18 protein-coding genes and 1 pseudogene are annotated in these 15,271 nt (G+C 58.2%); 10 read left to right on the top strand and 9 right to left on the bottom strand.

The window, feature by feature from the left end; translation table 11 throughout:
* Positions 1-135: 135 nt before the first annotated feature.
* Complete coding sequence (locus GSM73_RS12985) at positions 136-1,698, top strand: Ig-like domain-containing protein (RefSeq protein ID WP_160892845.1); 1,563 nt, start codon at positions 136-138, stop codon at positions 1,696-1,698.
* A gap of 159 nt (positions 1,699-1,857) precedes the next feature.
* Here GSM73_RS12985 and GSM73_RS26425 read toward each other — a convergent pair whose 3' ends face one another.
* Positions 1,858-2,028, bottom strand: coding sequence for a hypothetical protein (locus GSM73_RS26425; protein WP_172833800.1), 171 nt, complete (start codon positions 2,026-2,028; stop codon positions 1,858-1,860).
* A gap of 27 nt (positions 2,029-2,055) precedes the next feature.
* Positions 2,056-2,358, bottom strand: coding sequence for a DUF1883 domain-containing protein (locus GSM73_RS12980; protein WP_003182962.1), 303 nt, complete (start codon positions 2,356-2,358; stop codon positions 2,056-2,058).
* 199 nt (positions 2,359-2,557) lie between these two features.
* Between GSM73_RS12980 and GSM73_RS12975 the strand changes: the two genes are divergently transcribed.
* Both GSM73_RS12975 and GSM73_RS12970 read left to right on the top strand, forming a co-directional pair.
* Positions 2,558-2,908, top strand: coding sequence for a hypothetical protein (locus tag GSM73_RS12975; RefSeq protein ID WP_107322749.1), 351 nt, complete (start codon positions 2,558-2,560; stop codon positions 2,906-2,908).
* 109 nt (positions 2,909-3,017) lie between these two features.
* The gene (locus GSM73_RS12970) at positions 3,018-3,248 is read left to right on the top strand and encodes a hypothetical protein (protein ID WP_047227641.1); all 231 of its coding nucleotides are present in this window, start codon (positions 3,018-3,020) and stop codon (positions 3,246-3,248) included.
* Positions 3,249-3,264: 16 nt separating this feature from the next.
* Here the strand turns inward: GSM73_RS12970 and GSM73_RS12965 are convergent, their stop codons facing one another.
* Entirely contained in the window at positions 3,265-3,546 is a 282-nt protein-coding gene (locus tag GSM73_RS12965) for a hypothetical protein (protein WP_047227640.1), read from the bottom strand.
* A gap of 116 nt (positions 3,547-3,662) precedes the next feature.
* The gene (locus tag GSM73_RS12960; RefSeq protein ID WP_047227639.1) at positions 3,663-3,878 is read right to left on the bottom strand and encodes a hypothetical protein; all 216 of its coding nucleotides are present in this window, start codon (positions 3,876-3,878) and stop codon (positions 3,663-3,665) included.
* A gap of 233 nt (positions 3,879-4,111) precedes the next feature.
* On the opposite strand from GSM73_RS12960, the gene galU reads away from it, so the two are divergent.
* From galU to ahpF, 4 genes are all read left to right on the top strand, one after another.
* A complete protein-coding gene (gene galU, locus GSM73_RS12955; RefSeq protein ID WP_047227638.1) occupies positions 4,112-4,951 on the top strand; it encodes a UTP--glucose-1-phosphate uridylyltransferase GalU in 840 nt (279 codons plus the stop codon).
* Positions 4,952-5,255: 304 nt separating this feature from the next.
* Positions 5,256-6,614 carry a glutathione-disulfide reductase gene (gene gorA / locus GSM73_RS12950; protein ID WP_047227637.1) on the top strand — a complete coding sequence of 453 codons (1,359 nt, stop codon included), beginning with the start codon at positions 5,256-5,258 and terminating at the stop codon, positions 6,612-6,614.
* 177 nt (positions 6,615-6,791) lie between these two features.
* On the top strand, positions 6,792-7,355 hold the full coding sequence (gene ahpC, locus GSM73_RS12945) for an alkyl hydroperoxide reductase subunit C (protein WP_047227636.1): 564 nt from the start codon (positions 6,792-6,794) through the stop codon (positions 7,353-7,355).
* Between the two features lie 124 nt (positions 7,356-7,479).
* Positions 7,480-9,042 carry an alkyl hydroperoxide reductase subunit F gene (gene ahpF / locus GSM73_RS12940; RefSeq protein WP_047227635.1) on the top strand — a complete coding sequence of 521 codons (1,563 nt, stop codon included), beginning with the start codon at positions 7,480-7,482 and terminating at the stop codon, positions 9,040-9,042.
* 210 nt (positions 9,043-9,252) lie between these two features.
* On the opposite strand, the gene gloA is transcribed toward ahpF, so the two are convergent.
* Positions 9,253-9,774 (bottom strand): lactoylglutathione lyase, encoded by a 522-nt coding sequence (gene gloA / locus GSM73_RS12935; RefSeq protein ID WP_047227634.1) that lies wholly within the window; start codon positions 9,772-9,774, stop codon positions 9,253-9,255.
* Positions 9,775-9,965: 191 nt separating this feature from the next.
* Here gloA and GSM73_RS12930 point away from each other — a divergent pair, with 191 nt between their 5' ends.
* Positions 9,966-10,502, top strand: coding sequence for a DUF4946 domain-containing protein (locus tag GSM73_RS12930; RefSeq protein WP_047227633.1), 537 nt, complete (start codon positions 9,966-9,968; stop codon positions 10,500-10,502).
* A 91-nt stretch (positions 10,503-10,593) separates the two neighbouring features.
* Here GSM73_RS12930 and GSM73_RS12925 read toward each other — a convergent pair whose 3' ends face one another.
* The 4 genes and pseudogenes from GSM73_RS12925 to GSM73_RS12910 all read right to left on the bottom strand — a co-directional run bounded on the left by GSM73_RS12925 (position 10,594) and on the right by GSM73_RS12910 (position 12,693).
* Positions 10,594-10,959, bottom strand: a complete 366-nt coding sequence (locus GSM73_RS12925) for a histone-like nucleoid-structuring protein, MvaT/MvaU family (protein ID WP_047227632.1) — start codon at positions 10,957-10,959, stop codon at positions 10,594-10,596.
* Between the two features lie 186 nt (positions 10,960-11,145).
* A pseudogene (locus tag GSM73_RS12920) lies at positions 11,146-11,598 on the bottom strand (EAL domain-containing protein); the annotation flags it as partial.
* Positions 11,571-11,768 carry a hypothetical protein gene (locus GSM73_RS12915; RefSeq protein WP_160892843.1) on the bottom strand — a complete coding sequence of 66 codons (198 nt, stop codon included), beginning with the start codon at positions 11,766-11,768 and terminating at the stop codon, positions 11,571-11,573. The gene GSM73_RS12915 and the pseudogene GSM73_RS12920, both read right to left, overlap by 28 nt.
* Positions 11,769-11,826: 58 nt before the next feature.
* Positions 11,827-12,693 (bottom strand): LysR family transcriptional regulator, encoded by an 867-nt coding sequence (locus GSM73_RS12910; protein ID WP_076385324.1) that lies wholly within the window; start codon positions 12,691-12,693, stop codon positions 11,827-11,829.
* A gap of 189 nt (positions 12,694-12,882) precedes the next feature.
* Here GSM73_RS12910 and GSM73_RS12905 point away from each other — a divergent pair, with 189 nt between their 5' ends.
* Together GSM73_RS12905 and hppD are read left to right on the top strand one after the other, a co-directional pair.
* Positions 12,883-13,827 (top strand): DMT family transporter, encoded by a 945-nt coding sequence (locus tag GSM73_RS12905; RefSeq protein ID WP_047227630.1) that lies wholly within the window; start codon positions 12,883-12,885, stop codon positions 13,825-13,827.
* Positions 13,828-14,076: 249 nt separating this feature from the next.
* Positions 14,077-15,153, top strand: a complete 1,077-nt coding sequence (gene hppD / locus GSM73_RS12900; RefSeq protein ID WP_047227629.1) for a 4-hydroxyphenylpyruvate dioxygenase — start codon at positions 14,077-14,079, stop codon at positions 15,151-15,153.
* The last annotated feature ends 118 nt before the right edge of the window (positions 15,154-15,271 follow it).

The following is a 15,271-nucleotide window of genomic DNA, read 5'->3' as shown; positions in this document are numbered from 1 at the left end:
GACCGAGCTCAACCCAACCATTTGTCTCAAACGTCACGACACCTGTTAGATCTGACAGTAGCCAGTTCCCCCGCCCTGGAGTGTGATAACGACGTTCCCGAGAGGCTCGCGATTGTCACCCACCAGGAGAGCATGATGGATATCCAATCCAGCACATTGAACGAACTATTCAAGTTGTACCCCGTGATCATCATGGGTTGGGTCACCCCGGTGAGACCGGCCGGCATTGCTCAGGTGGGTATCCCCAAAAGCCTTTACGACGATCAGCCCAAGGGCCTTGAATGTCTGATTGATCCATGGGTATTGGCCCAGAGTCATTCCTGGACATTGGAAGCGGATGATCGGGCTGACTTGTATCTCAATGACGAGCCCGCTCCCGTGACAGGCGATACAGTCCGGCCGGGGGAGGAAAGCCTGCGCATGCGCTTGTATGTACCCCACAGGCGGTTGCGTCATGGCGTCAACCGGCTGTACTACAAAGTGACCCGCGCCAGCGGCGGCGACGAGGTCTCGGATGACTTGACCGTTCTGTATCACCTGCGTGCTCCGGGTGAACCTGCGCCGGAAGGCCTGGAACTGCTGATTCCAGCCGATGTAATCGACGAAGGGGTCAGCGCCGAGCGGGCGGCGCAAGGGGTGACGTTCGGTTTCGACTACAGCAACCGGCGGCCCTACGATCGTATTCAGTTTCTGCTGGGCGATGCGACCGATGAATGGGAGATAGCCGACGGCGCCCCGGTCCCGGAGGTGAGGACACTGTTCACCGACAAATTCCAGGAAGCGGGTGACAACCGCAGGGCACAGGTCGAGTTCAGGGTGCTCGACCAATTGGGCAACTCCAGTCAGTCGTCAGTTTATTTTCTGGATATTCACCTGAACCGACTTGCTCCGCCAGAAATTACCTCAGTGAAGGACGGCAAGGAAGTTGAAATTCCGCATGGCACAAGCACTGTGGAAACGGCCGTCATGCTCAGCGGCACCGCCAGTGGCGATAAAGGAGTGGATATTTTTGACGTTGTGGATTTCAAAGGCTCTGCCCACGTCAGCAGCAACGGTATCTGGAACTTCGCCGTCATCGGTCTGGCCATCGGTGAGCACAGTTTCACCGCGAAAGCGCTCTACGGTAGCGGTCAGGTGTCGTCGGCAAGAGACCTGACCGTGGCGTTCCCTCTGAGTTTTGGGGACGCCTATGTCATGGCCACGCAGAACTACGTCATTGCGGACCATCGATTGCCCAACAATCCAATCCCCTCCAGCAACGCGAGTTACACGCGTGTCGCGGTAGGTGGGGTTCCTCCCCACAAATACTCGTCATCGAACCCACAAGTGGCTGTGGTGGACGCGGATACGGGGTATGTGCGTGCCGCGGGCAATGGCCAGGCGCAAATCACTGTCACCGACGGGGACGGCATCACTGCGTCCTATACCATTACCGTTTCGGGCGTGCAGGTAGTCTCACTCCTGGTCAGTGTCATGTGGGGGCAGGGTGGGGTACTCGAGGAAGCTGTCTATGATGCTTTCATTGGGAACTACCGGCACGAAGGCGATTTACCCTCGATACTGGGTTGGCCGAATTCTTGGTATTGGGCGAGACGGGGGCATGAGAATCAGACCCATGGGATCGTGAGAGACTTAGCCGGGGGAAGTACTCTTCAACTTAAATCGTCTTATTTTCCTGCGGTGCAACATTTGAGATAAGGCAAGCATTCTTAGTGGCGAGGGCGCTTGCTTGCGCTGGTTGGCGCAGCCGGTCCAAGGGGCGGATGCAATCTTCCGGCAGGCGATGTACACCGGCTTGACGATTGCTGCGCCGCCAATCAGGGCAAGCCCCCTCGCCACAAAGAGCCTACGAAACCTTTACAACGGTTTACTGACCCTGACGTCGCTGATCACATCATCGGTCTGGCCATGGATCGCCTGCAGCGCTGCCATGGCTTCTTCCTTTGTGCCGGTTTCCAGTTGCGCGAATTCGAAGCGGCGTTCGCCGTTGAGCTTGTACTTGATGACGTATTTGGTTGTCTGGGCCACGGTTTTGCCTGTCTTGAAGGGCGATGCTCAGCTCAGTTTCGAGCTGGAACGCCGGATGATTTTGATTTTGTGGGTCAGGGTCGGCTTGCGCGTGACGCTGATGGCACGGCGGTTGACGGTGTCGATGGTGATGTTCCAGAAACCGGTGCTCGGTGCGGTGATCCTGGCCGGGAACGTGTCGAACGCGCCGCCGTGATAGGTGTGCCGGCCGCCGTTCTTGAAGCTGCGGAAGTTGGCGTCGTTCATCAAGCGGATGTTGCACATTTGAGAGCATTCGATGACGACGATATCGTCTTCGTTGAGGTGTTCGCGCTGGTGTATGAATTTCATGGGCGCCTCCAGAAGGGCTTTTTCTACCAAATCAAAACGATAGCAAGGTCAATGCTGCGCAGTTTATCAGCACCGGGTGCTAATATCCGGCCTGCGCCCCACGCTTTGTTCATTTATCGCAGGATGCGCAAAAAAAGACGCAGGATGCTGGAGAAAAGCAGCGTTTGCATTGTCGGAGGATCTTTATCGGAGGAATCATATGAAGCGCAGTGTGTGGGTGTTGGCATTGGCCATGAGTGGATGTGCATCGGTATCGGACATCAACCAGACGCCGCCCACCATGAATGTCATCTCCGGAAAGAAACCTCAGGAATATGCCCAGTGCGTCGCTGACAAGCTGGCCAGCACTCGGGGTCCGCTGCAAATGGAACCTCACAAGAATGGCGTGCGCTTGATCGTCCCCGGCAAATTGTCCACGCTGCCGGCGGCGGTGTTCGATATTGACGAGCGCTCCAGTGGCAGCAGTATCAAGCTGCACGAAAGCCTGTCCAACGTGCCCGTGCGTCCGGGTGATGTGCAGGACGCGGCCAACGCCTGCATTTCCGGTTGAGCCAGGGCTCGGCCTGACGAGCAGGCCGGGCATCGGATAAACTGCTGCCCTCGACAAAAAATGCCGCCACGGTCGACGTTGGCGGCATTGTCATTTATGGAGTCAGTCGATGAAGCGCGAGCAGGTGCGTGAGCGCCATGCAGAAGGTCTTATCTGCGCCACCCATGTGATTCAGAACCCGGCGACCCCGGGGGAGTGGATCGTCTTTTTCAAGAAAAGCGCAGGACGCAGCTTTTTTCTGGTGGACGACCAGGACGAAGTTGAATCCTTCAGCCGCCTCGATGACCTGATCGAGATCATCCGCGGCCTGGGGATCAAGTTCGCCGAGATCCACATCTGAGAGTCAGACCACGGGTTTATTTACACACCACCAGGACGCTGCGGCTGGTGAAGTTGCCGACATCCACACCCAGGGTCTTGTCGCTTTCCTTGGCTTGCGGCGTGCCATCGGTACCGACGATGCGGTAGCCGGTGCCGGCACAGGAGGCGTCAGCCTTTTCATAACAGGTGGCCCAGGAGTTCGCTTCGCCCGAGCAATCGATGGTCAGGCCTTGTTCGCCGGTGTTCAGGTAGGTTTTTTCGGCTGTGGCACAGCCTGCCAGGGCCAGGACTGCAAACAGCGCCAGAAATTTTTTCATGGAATCGTCATCGAGAAGGAAGGGGCTGGCGCGAGGTTATAGCGAATGGCCATTTCGGTACAGATAAACAAAGCCCCGTTCCATGTCCAGGCGACATTTACTTGAGGCTTGTCTCGTTACTTTTTACGACGGGGGCTGCGCGCTGGAGCCGTTTCACGCTCTTTGGTTGCCGGGGCAGCGCGCTCGTCCTGAAACACGGCGGCCACTTCCACCGCCATCGCTTTGCTGGGCAAGGGGCCGGCGACCTGTTCACCGTGGTAGTTGATGATCCACCACTGACCGTCTTTGTCCTGGCTGACCGAATAACCGTTTGCGTTTTTTGTTGCCGACATCTAACTGCCTCATTGGCGGGATCAAGAGCGCCATGATACGTCAAATGCTCGCAAACAGCGCCCATGAGCGTACAGTGAGACCGCTTGGCCCTCGCAACGAAAGATGATTGAACTATCCGCCATTTTTTATTTCTCTATGATGGCATCGGTTGGCCAGCTTGGGCATTGTAAGGTGCCTGCGGCCTGATTAGACTGCGCCGAAACTCGTACACACCGCCTTTTCAAGGACTTATATGATCAAGAAATGCTTGTTCCCAGCAGCCGGTTACGGTACTCGCTTCCTGCCAGCGACTAAAGCCATGCCCAAAGAAATGCTGCCGGTGGTGAACAAGCCACTGATCCAGTACGGCGTCGAAGAAGCCCTTGCTGCGGGCTTGACGGAAATCTCCATCGTTACTGGCCGCGGCAAGCGCGCCCTGGAAGACCATTTCGACATCAGCTACGAGCTGGAAAACCAGATCAAGGGCACCGACAAAGAGAAGTACCTGGTCGGCATCCGCAAACTGCTGGACGAATGTTCGTTCTCCTACACCCGCCAGACCGAAATGAAAGGCCTGGGCCACGCGATCCTGACCGGTCGCCCACTGATTGGTGACGAACCTTTCGCCGTGGTCCTGGCGGACGACCTGTGCGTCAACCTCGAAGGCGACGGCGTGTTGACCCAGATGGTCAAGCTGTACAAGCAGTTCCGCTGCTCCATCGTGGCGATCCAGGAAGTCGATCCGCAGGAAACCAACAAGTACGGCGTAATCGCCGGCGAAATGATCCGCGACGACATCTACCGCGTCCACAGCATGGTTGAAAAACCAAAGCCTGAAGATGCACCGTCGAACCTGGCGATCATCGGTCGCTACATCCTGACCCCGGACATCTTCGACCTGATCGAACAGACCGAGCCAGGCAAGGGCGGTGAAATCCAGATCACCGACGCCCTGATGAAGCAGGCCCAGAACGGCTGCGTCATGGCCTACAAATTCAAAGGCAAACGTTTCGACTGCGGTGGCGCCGAAGGCTACATCGACGCGACCAACTTCTGCTTCGAGAACTTCTACAAGACGGGTAAGGCGTACTGATCGCCTGCGCCGCACCTTGAAAAACGCCCCGACTGGTTCGGGGCGTTTTTTTGTCTGGATAATGCTCTCACTCCAACAAAACCCCTGTGGGAGCGGGCTTGCTCGCGATGGCGCCGGCACATCCAGCATCACCACAAGCTGACCCGCCGCTATCGCGAGCAGGCTCGCTCCCACAGGTTTTGGCCCGACTGATCGGTGTTACCCATTTCGCCTGGCTTTTTCATTTCCCGCCCCCATAACCATCGCAACGCTGCCTCGCGTGAAAACAGCAGGTATGCTGATGGCCTGCCGAAGGAGAGAGAAAATGGCCTACGATTTTGACTTGTATGTGATTGGCGCCGGTTCCGGCGGTGTGCGGGCTGCGCGGTTCGCGGCCGGTTTCGGGGCCAAGGTGGCCGTGGCGGAGAGCCGCTACCTGGGCGGTACCTGCGTGAACGTGGGGTGTGTGCCGAAGAAACTGCTGGTCTACGGTGCGCATTATGCCGAGGACCTCGAGCAAGCGTCGGCCTATGGCTGGACGACGGGAGAAGCGAGTTTCGACTGGGCCACGCTGATCGCCAACAAGGATCGGGAAATCAATCGCCTCAACGGGATATACCGCAACCTGCTGGTCAACAGCGGCGTGGTGTTGCACGAGGGCCACGCCAGGCTCACCGGACCCCATGAGGTCGAGATCAACGGCCAGCGCTACACCGCCGAACACATCATGATCGCCACAGGCGGCTGGCCGGTGATACCGGACATTCCGGGCCGTGAGCACGCGATCAGCTCCAACGAGGCGTTTTTCCTCAAGGAACTGCCTAAGCGCGTCATCGTGGTGGGCGGTGGCTACATTGCCGTGGAGTTCGCCGGAATCTTCCATGGCATGGGCGCGCAGACCTCGTTGCTGTATCGCGGTGAGCTGTTCCTGCGCGGCTTTGATGGCGCGGTACGCAAGCATCTGGCCGAAGAGCTGAGCCGTCGTGGCCTGGATCTGCAATTCAACGCGGACATCAAAAGCATCGAAAAACTGGCCGATGGCAGCCTGGAGGTAGAGCTCAAGGATGGTCGCATACTGGCCACCGATTGCGTGTTCTACGCCACCGGCCGGCGGCCGATGCTCGACAATCTGGGCCTTGAACACACCGGTGTCACGCTGGACGAGAAGGGCTTCGTCAAGGTCAACGAAAAGTACGAGACCGCTGAACCGTCGATCCTGGCCATTGGTGATGTGATCGGTCGGGTACAACTCACCCCCGTCGCCCTGGCTGAAGGCATGGCGGTGGCGCGGCGGCTGTTCAAGCCCGAGCAGTATCGTCTGGTGGATTACCGGATGATCCCCACGGCTGTGTTCAGCCTGCCGAATATTGGCACGGTCGGCCTGACCGAAGAGCAAGCCAGGGAGGAGGGGAAGGAAGTCCAGGTGTTCGAAAGCCGCTTCCGCCCGATGAAACTGACCCTCACCGACTGCCAGGAGCGGACGCTGATGAAGCTGGTGGTGGATGCCCGCACGGACAAAGTGCTGGGCTGCCACATGGTCGGGCCGGATGCCGGGGAAATCGTCCAGGGGCTTGCCATCGCGCTCAAGGCTGGCGCTACCAAGCGTGATTTCGACGAGACCATCGGCGTACACCCGACTGCCGCCGAGGAATTCGTCACGATGCGAACTCCCGTAGCGTCCTGATCCTTGGGACCCACCTATGGCGAGCGAGCCCGCTCGCCATATTAGGTTTTCTTCTATCTATTAAGCGGCTGATAGCCAAAACCAATCATTCACATCAGGTTTGCCAATGAGCCTGCCGGGGGATGAGTGGTTAAGATTCACGTCATCAACTTTTCAACCCCTGACGGAGAGTCATCAATGCCTATCATCAACAGCCAAGTTAAACCGTTCAACGCTACCGCTTTCAAAAACGGCGAATTCGTCCAGGTTTCGGATGCCGATCTGAAAGGCAAGTGGTCCGTGGTGTTCTTCTACCCGGCCGACTTCACCTTCGTTTGCCCAACCGAGCTGGAAGACCTGGCCGACAACTACGCTGAATTCAAGAAGCTGGGTGTCGAAATCTACAGCGTCTCCACCGACACTCACTTTGCTCACGCTGCCTGGCACAACACCTCGCCAGCCATTGGCAAGATCCAGTACACCATGATCGGTGACCCGACCCACGTCATCTCCCGCAACTTCGACGTGCTGATCGAAGAAGTTGGCCTGGCTGACCGCGGTACTTTCGTGATCAACCCTGAAGGTCAGATCAAGATCGTTGAAATCAACGACGGTGGTGTAGGCCGTGACGCTTCCGAGCTGCTGCGCAAGGTCAAGGCTGCTCAGTACGTTGCTGCTCACCCGGGCGAAGTCTGCCCAGCCAAGTGGAAAGAAGGCGAGGCCACTCTGGCTCCGTCCCTGGACCTGGTCGGCAAGATCTAAGTCTGTGAGTCATCCGAGGGCGATCCGCTCTTAATCAAGCAAGCCGCTTCGCCCCAAAAAACGCCCGGGCGAGATTCGCTCGGGCGTTGTTTTTTCTGAAATTCAAAAAATGGAAATCGCCCGTATGTTGGACGCCAATCTTAAAGCTCAGTTGAAGTCATACCTGGAACGGGTCACCCAGCCGATCGAGATCGTCGCCTCCCTCGACGACGGTGCGAAATCCCAGGAAATGCTCGCGTTACTCAAAGACGTTGCCAGTCTGTGTGACCAGATTACCTTGCTCGACAACGGCACCGATGCGCGCAAGCCTTCGTTTTCGTTGAATCGCCCAGGAGCCGATATCAGCCTGCGTTTTGCCGGTATCCCCATGGGCCACGAATTCACTTCGCTGGTGTTGGCCTTGCTGCAAGTCGGCGGTCATCCTTCCAAGGCCAGTGTCGAAGTCATCGAACAGATTCGCTCCCTTGAAGGCGAGTTCAACTTCGAGACCTATTTCTCGCTGTCCTGCCAGAACTGCCCGGACGTGGTCCAGGCCCTGAACCTGATGGCGGTGCTGAACCCGAATATCCGCCACGTCGCCATCGACGGCGCGCTGTTCCAGGCCGAGGTCGACGAACGCCAGATCATGGCCGTGCCGAGTGTTTATCTCAATGGCGTGAACTTTGGCCAGGGCCGCATGGGCCTGGAAGAAATCCTCGCCAAGATCGACACCAGTGGTATCGAGCGCCAGGCTGAGAAGATCAGCGCCAAGGAAGCTTTTGATGTGCTGGTGGTGGGCGGTGGCCCAGCCGGCGCTTCGGCGGCTATCTATGCGGCCCGCAAGGGCATCCGCACCGGTGTCGCGGCTGAGCGCTTCGGCGGTCAGGTGCTCGACACCATGGCCATCGAGAACTTCATCTCGGTGCAGGAAACCGAAGGGCCGAAATTGGCCGTCGCCCTGGAAGAGCACGTCAAGCAGTACGACGTGGACATCATGAACCTGCAACGCGCCGATGCATTGGTGCCAGGCAAGGATGGCGCGCTGCACGAAATCAAATTCGCCAGTGGTGCGAGCCTCAAGGCCAAGACCGTGATTCTGGCGACCGGTGCGCGCTGGCGTGAAATGAACGTGCCGGGCGAGCAGCAATACCGCAACAAGGGCGTGGCGTACTGCCCGCACTGCGACGGCCCGCTGTTCAAAGGCAAACGCGTGGCGGTGATCGGCGGCGGTAACTCCGGCGTGGAAGCGGCCATTGATCTGGCCGGTATCGTGGCCCACGTCACTTTGTTGGAGTTCGACGTGCAATTGCGTGCCGACGCGGTATTGCAGCGCAAACTGCACAGCCTGCCGAACGTGACCGTGATCACCAACGCCCAGACCACCGAAGTGACGGGCGATGGCCAGAAGGTCAATGGCTTGCGCTACAAAGACCGCCCAAGCGGTGAAGTACGGGACGTGGCGCTGGAAGGGATCTTCGTGCAGATCGGTCTGTTGCCTAACACCGATTGGCTCAAAGGCACCGTCGAGCTGTCGCCACGCGGCGAGATCATTGTCGATGCCCGCGGTGAAACCTCGATCCCGGGTGTGTTCGCCGCCGGTGACGTGACGACTGTTCCGTACAAGCAGATCGTGATCGCCGTAGGCGAGGGGGCCAAGGCTTCGTTGAGCGCCTTTGACCATCTGATCCGTACCTCCGCGCCGGCATAAACAGCCGATAGCGGAAAAAACAAAACCCCATGGGCCCAGTGCTCATGGGGTTTTGTTTTTTGGATCACGCATTACCGTGTGGGAGCGAGCCTGCTCGCGATAGCAGACTGTCTGGTACATCAATGTTGAATGCGCTGCCGCTATCGCGAGCAGGCTCGCTCCCACAGGGGGCTGTGGGATTTTTATTGCCCACACACCCTACGGTGGCGCTTACAGCGGCGCAGGCTGGATGATTTCAACCCAGTAGCCATCCGGGTCCTTGATGAATGCCAGGCTTTTCATGCGACCGTCGTTCAGGCGCTTCTGGAAGTCGCAGCCCAGCGCTTCGAAGCGCTCGCAAGCGGCCACGATGTCCGGGACCGAGATGCAGATGTGGCCGAACCCGCGTGGGTCAGTGTTGCCGTTGTGGTAGGCGAACGCCGGGTCGCTTTCGGTGCCGTGGTTGTGGGTCAGCTCCAGGATGCCGGGGATGGATTTCATCCATTCGGTGCGCTGTGCAGCGTCGGCCGGAATCTGGCTCTTGTCCACCAAGGCGAGGAAGTACAGGCTGAATTCGGCTTCCGGGAAATCGCGTTTTTCCACCAGGGAAAAACCCAACACCCGGGTGTAGAAATCCAGGGACTTGGTGATGTCCTTGACCCGCAGCATGGTGTGGTTGAAGACGAATTTGGCCGTGGCGGTATCGGGTTGGGCGGTGACGCCAGGGAAAGTGTTGAGTTCGTGCAGGCTCATGGGCCCTCCGGAAAATAAGTGGGGCAAACGGCATCGCAACTTTGCTGCGACGGTCCTGGGCTTGCGCTAAACGGCTTCCTTGCAGGTGCACCCATGATACGCAAGGGGCGCGGCATCGCCAAACGCCTCTGGCTATTGCTTGCCTGGGCGGCGGGCTTCAGACTTTACGAATCGTCCTTGAGTGCAATGCAATGATTCGACCGTTCCTTTCGCTGTTTGTCCTGCTGCTGGCCGCGATGGCAAATGTCGCTGTCCAGGCCGCCGAACCGCAGGTCGCCTGGCCCCCAGGCTGGGTCATCGAACCATTGCCCTCTGATGCTGGCACCTCGTCGGCAGCGCCGGGAACGACCCGGCAACGGGCGACAAAGAGTGATTCAGCGGGCACGGCGGTGATGGTCATGGAACTGACCACGACGCCCATCGAGCCGGGTCATCAAGTCAACTTGCAAGGCGTGTTACTGGAAATGCGCAAATCAATTCAAAAGGACTTTTATCAGAGCGGTTATCAAAGTGTCTGTAATAAGATTCATTCTTCGATGTTGGGCGACGTTGCCGCACTGGAGACCACTTGCACGATCACGCAAAACGGTCGGCACGTGTTATCTCAGACACTCGTCGCTGCACTAAAGGAGGGCAGGGCTAATGTGCTGTCCTATGCGGGGCAGGCTCAGGAGTTTGTAGAAAACCAGGATGAAATACAGTCGGTACGAAATAGCCTGAAACTATAAAGCCCTCGGTATTAGAACTACTTAATCCAGAAATCCTGCCCCATAAAAAACCCTGAGCAGGCTCAGGGTTTTTTTCATTCGGCCAGCTTTCTCAGCTGCGCAACCAGGCGTCAACGGTTTTTGCACCGTACTGTTCTTTCCAGGCTTTCAGGCCTCGATGGTTGCCGCCTTTGGTTTCGATCAGTTCACCTGTGTGCGGGTTCTGGTACACCTTGACCACTCGCGCACGGCGGGTTTTGACAGGCTTGGTCGATGGCAGGCCCCCCTTGGCCGGGTTCGGGTCGAGAATCGCGATGACGTCGCGCAGGCTCTTGCCGTAGGTTTTCATCAGTCCCTGGAGCTTCTCTTCGAATTCGATTTCTTTCTTGAGCCCGGCATCATTCTTCAGCTTTTCCAGCTGCTTGAGCCGCTCTTGAAGGTCCTGTTCTGCTTTACGAAATTCAGCGAGTCTGGACAATATCGTTACTCCAATCAGAATATTTGGCTGATACCAACCGCAAACAAAGCTATAAGCCAAGTGCCTTGAAGCGACTCGGTGATAATGACGCTCCTGCTATTAGCCACAGGTAAAAAAATTGTAGTAGTGAAACCCACGGGTGTAAATCGTAACTTTTTCGTTATGTAACAAGGGATGCGAATTTTATCAGTCCGACTGTGGTTGTCCGTGGAGGGACGTAGCACCAGGGCTTTCAATGACGGACACCGCCGCAATGAAATCCGCGCCACTCATCGGGCGACCAAATAGATAACCCTGCAAAAAGTTCACCCCGTGAGCGGCCAGATAGTTGCTTTGTTCAACGGTTTCGACCCCCTCGGCAACGATACCCAAGTCCAGCTTGCCCGACAGTTCGATGATGCTGTCAAGGATGTGCCGTGACAGGGCATCGACGCCAATCATGGCAACAAAGCTCTGGTCGATTTTCAGGAAGTCCACGTTGAACTGGCGCAAGTAGCCCAGGCTGGAATGACCGGTGCCGAAGTCGTCGATTGCGATCTTCACCCCCAGTTCACGCAGGTGCTGGAACAGCTGGTGAGTGGTGGGTGTCGGTTCGATCAGCTCGCGCTCGGTCAGTTCCAGCACCAAGGTAATGACCCCTCGATCTGCCCGATCAACTCTTCGCTGGTCTGTCGGCTCTGTTGCTCCAGTGTCCGTTCCGCCTGCATGTACAGAATGCCCAGCCCTGACAGTATCGGCAGCACGCCGCAGAGCAGCGTGATCAGGTTGCGACGGGGCCGCTTGCGCAAACGAGTGGCGGTCAATGGCATCTGCATAACCTGTGAGGGCTTGAGGAACAGCTTCGATAGTGTATTCGGTTGCCGGTGATCAGACTGACTGCCTCGCCAGCTCGATAAATGCCAGGGTAGCGGGCGAGGCCTGTCGGCTGTCCAGTACCGCCAGGCCTATCTGACGCGGAACCTGTGGCGACAATGGCCGCGTGACGAACCGTGGGTTGTCGCCGCCCGGCAGTGAACCTTCGGACACCAGGGTCACGGCCTCGCCGCGGCTGACGACATCCAGGGTACTGAGCAGCTGCGAACAACGATAGCGCACGTTCGGTGTGAGCCGGGCTGCGTTGAACAGGCGCGAAACCAGTTCAGAAGAACCGGCCTCGGTGAGCACGAACGGGTCGTTGCACAGGTCCTTGAGACTCAGGCTGGCTTGGGCAGCGAGGGGATGGGCGGTGGGCAGCACGGCGACCATCTGGTCTTGCATCAGCGCGAACGTGTCGAAACGGTCTTCGGGCAGCACCACGAAACCGACGTCGATCCGCCGTTCATCCAGCCACTGGATGACTTGCCGGTCCGGCCCTTCGTCGATGTGCACTTCGATCCCCGGATGCAGAGCCCGGTAACGTTGCAGGATGGCGGGCAACAACTTCATCGACGAAGTCGGACCGAACGAGCCGATGCGCAGGGTGCCTCGGCGCATGCCCCGCGCATCGGCGGCTTCCTGGCGCAGGGTATTGGCCAGCCCGAGCATGGCCCGGGCGCGCAGCAGCAACTGCCGGCCAATGTCGCTGGGTTCGATGAGGGTCTGATGACGTCTGAACAGCTCTACGCCCAACTCCTGCTCCAGCGATTTGATGGCGTGGGACACCGCTGACTGGCTGATGCCCAACCGCGTCGCCGCGGCGGTGAAACCGCGTAGCTCGGCGACCTGGGAGAAGATTTCGAGTTGGGTGAGGGTCATGAGGGAATACTCATTTTACGATGATCAAGCATGAGGCGAACAATAGAGTATCTCAAGCGCACTTTCCTGTGGCGAGGGAGCTTGCTCCCGCTTGAGTGCGAAGCGCTCATAGAAAAGGGCCGCTTCGCAGCCCAGCGGGAGCAAGCTCCCTCGCCACGGGTAGTCGTTTTATTTCAATGTGGTGAAACCATGAAAACCCTCGAACAATCCGTTCCAACCCCTTCGGACCTGCCGGTCTACCTGAAACTGGCCATGGTCACCATGATCTGGGGCGGCACCTTCGTTGCCGGCAGGATCCTTTCCGATGCCCTGACCCCGCTGCTCGCCGCCAGCCTGCGGTTTCTGTTGGCCAGTCTCGCGCTGTTGCTGTTTCTCGGTCTGGCCGGGATCCCGCTGGCCAGGCCCAACCGCAAACAAGGGCTGCAATTGGCGGCGCTGGGGTTCTTCGGGATCTTTTTCTACAACCTGTGTTTCTTCTATGGCTTGCAGTACATCAATGCGTCGCGGGCCTCGTTGATCGTGGCCTTGAATCCGGCGGTGATAGGACTGGCGTCCTGGTGGCTGTTCAAGGAACGGCTGAGCCGGGCGAAAGTTGCGGGCATCGTGCTGTGTATCGGCGGGGCGGGGCTGGTGATCGTCAGTCGCGATCCGTCCTTGCTACAGAGTGCAGGGCAGGGCTGGCTGGGCGATCTGCTGATTTTTGGCTGCGTGCTGGGCTGGGGCATTTATTCCTTGTTTTCCAAAAACCTGAATGAAAGCCTCGGGCCTTTGCAAACCGTGACCTGGTCGATTCTGCTGGGCACCTTGATGTTGTGGCTAGCCTGCGCGGCCGCAGGCGAAGTTCGCGTCGAAGCATTGCGCGGGCTGGACATCCGGCAATGGTTGAGCCTGCTGTACTTGGGCGTGCTGGGGTCGGCGTTGGCCTATATAGCCTGGTACGACGGCATCCGTCGGATTGGCGCGACCCGTTCCGGCGTGTTCATCGCACTCAACCCGTTGACCGCTGTGCTGTTCGGGGCGCTGCTGTTGGACGAGCGGCTCACCGTCTTGATGGGTGTAGGTGCGGGGCTGATCCTGACGGGGATTTTCCTGTGCAACAAACCCCTTGCGCGGTCGCCGCAAAAGACGATTTGATACCGAAGGCGGACAAACATGGTTACGCTGTGTAGAATCGAGTTACGCATATAAGAATAAACGTCTTCTGGCAGCAGAAGCCTCGCCCGCAAGAGCCTTGGGTCGACAATGAAGATATTCGGGTTTCAACTGATCTACGGCGATTTCCTCGCCCGCACCGTTCGCGGCATTTCCTGCGCGCCACCGCGTGCCCTCAGCATGGCCGGCAACTAACGCTCCGTTAATTGATAAGCATGATGAGGCGCCAACATGGCAGATCTATACGAAAACCCGATGGGCCTGATGGGCTTTGAATTCATCGAATTCGCATCCCCCACACCCAATACCCTGGAGCCGATCTTCGAGATCATGGGCTTCACCAAAGTGGCCAGCCACCGCTCCAAGGACGTGCACCTGTATCGCCAGGGCGCGATCAACCTGATCCTCAACAACGAGCCCCACAGCGTGGCCTCGTACTTCGCCGCCGAACATGGGCCGTCGGTGTGCGGCATGGCATTCCGGGTCAAGGATTCGCAACAGGCCTACAAGCGCGCCCTGGAACTCGGCGCCCAGCCGATTCACATCGAAACCGGTCCGATGGAGCTGAACCTGCCGGCAATCAAAGGCATCGGCGGCGCGCCGCTGTACCTGATCGACCGTTTTGGTGAAGGCAGCTCCATCTACGACATCGACTTCGTGTTCCTCGAAGGCGTTGACCGCAACCCGGTGGGCGCGGGCCTGAAAATCATCGACCACCTGACCCACAACGTGTATCGCGGGCGAATGGCCTATTGGGCCGGCTTCTACGAGAAGCTGTTCAACTTCCGCGAGATCCGTTACTTCGACATCAAGGGCGAATACACCGGCCTGACCTCCAAGGCCATGACCGCCCCGGATGGCATGATCCGCATCCCGCTGAACGAGGAGTCGTCCAAGGGCGCCGGGCAGATCGAAGAGTTTCTGATGCAGTTCAACGGTGAAGGCATCCAGCACGTGGCCTTCCTGACCGACGACCTGATCAAGACCTGGGACCAGCTTAAAAGCATCGGCATGCGCTTCATGACCGCGCCGCCGGACACCTACTACGAAATGCTCGAAGGCCGCCTGCCGAACCACGGCGAGCCGGTGGATGAACTGCAAGCGCGGGGCATTTTGCTGGACGGCGCTTCCGAACAGGGCGACAAGCGTCTGCTGTTGCAGATTTTCTCGGAAACCCTGATGGGGCCGGTGTTCTTCGAGTTCATCCAGCGCAAGGGCGACGATGGCTTCGGCGAAGGCAACTTCAAGGCGTTGTTCGAGTCCATCGAGCGTGACCAGGTGCGGCGTGGTGTGTTGGCTACTGAGTGACGGCTGAGGCAACAGACAACCCGTGCGGCGTAACTGCCGTACGGGTTTTTTATTGGCCAGCAGATCCCAATGTGGGAGCGAGCCTGCTCGCGATCGCGACCTTTCAGATACATCAATG

The sequence above is a fragment of the Pseudomonas sp. PICF6 genome (assembly GCF_009831705.1).
Lineage (GTDB): Bacteria > Pseudomonadota > Gammaproteobacteria > Pseudomonadales > Pseudomonadaceae > Aquipseudomonas > Aquipseudomonas rhizophila.
This window is presented reverse-complemented; position numbering and strand designations above follow the sequence as displayed.

Bases quoted from the DNA above. Each gene is read 5' to 3' on its own strand.
- GSM73_RS12985 (WP_160892845.1), top strand. From the start codon at position 136: ATGGATATCCAATCCAGCACATTGAACGAACTATTCAAGTTGTACCCC.
- GSM73_RS12980 (WP_003182962.1), bottom strand. From the start codon at position 2,358: ATGAAATTCATACACCAGCGCGAACACCTCAACGAAGACGATATCGTC.
- GSM73_RS12975 (WP_107322749.1), top strand. From the start codon at position 2,558: ATGAAGCGCAGTGTGTGGGTGTTGGCATTGGCCATGAGTGGATGTGCA.
- GSM73_RS12970 (WP_047227641.1), top strand. From the start codon at position 3,018: ATGAAGCGCGAGCAGGTGCGTGAGCGCCATGCAGAAGGTCTTATCTGC.
- GSM73_RS12965 (WP_047227640.1), bottom strand. From the start codon at position 3,546: ATGAAAAAATTTCTGGCGCTGTTTGCAGTCCTGGCCCTGGCAGGCTGT.
- GSM73_RS12960 (WP_047227639.1), bottom strand. From the start codon at position 3,878: ATGTCGGCAACAAAAAACGCAAACGGTTATTCGGTCAGCCAGGACAAA.
- galU (WP_047227638.1), top strand. From the start codon at position 4,112: ATGATCAAGAAATGCTTGTTCCCAGCAGCCGGTTACGGTACTCGCTTC.
- gorA (WP_047227637.1), top strand. From the start codon at position 5,256: ATGGCCTACGATTTTGACTTGTATGTGATTGGCGCCGGTTCCGGCGGT.
- ahpC (WP_047227636.1), top strand. From the start codon at position 6,792: ATGCCTATCATCAACAGCCAAGTTAAACCGTTCAACGCTACCGCTTTC.
- ahpF (WP_047227635.1), top strand. From the start codon at position 7,480: ATGTTGGACGCCAATCTTAAAGCTCAGTTGAAGTCATACCTGGAACGG.
- gloA (WP_047227634.1), bottom strand. From the start codon at position 9,774: ATGAGCCTGCACGAACTCAACACTTTCCCTGGCGTCACCGCCCAACCC.
- GSM73_RS12930 (WP_047227633.1), top strand. From the start codon at position 9,966: ATGATTCGACCGTTCCTTTCGCTGTTTGTCCTGCTGCTGGCCGCGATG.
- GSM73_RS12915 (WP_160892843.1), bottom strand. From the start codon at position 11,768: ATGCCATTGACCGCCACTCGTTTGCGCAAGCGGCCCCGTCGCAACCTG.
- GSM73_RS12910 (WP_076385324.1), bottom strand. From the start codon at position 12,693: ATGACCCTCACCCAACTCGAAATCTTCTCCCAGGTCGCCGAGCTACGC.
- GSM73_RS12905 (WP_047227630.1), top strand. From the start codon at position 12,883: ATGAAAACCCTCGAACAATCCGTTCCAACCCCTTCGGACCTGCCGGTC.
- hppD (WP_047227629.1), top strand. From the start codon at position 14,077: ATGGCAGATCTATACGAAAACCCGATGGGCCTGATGGGCTTTGAATTC.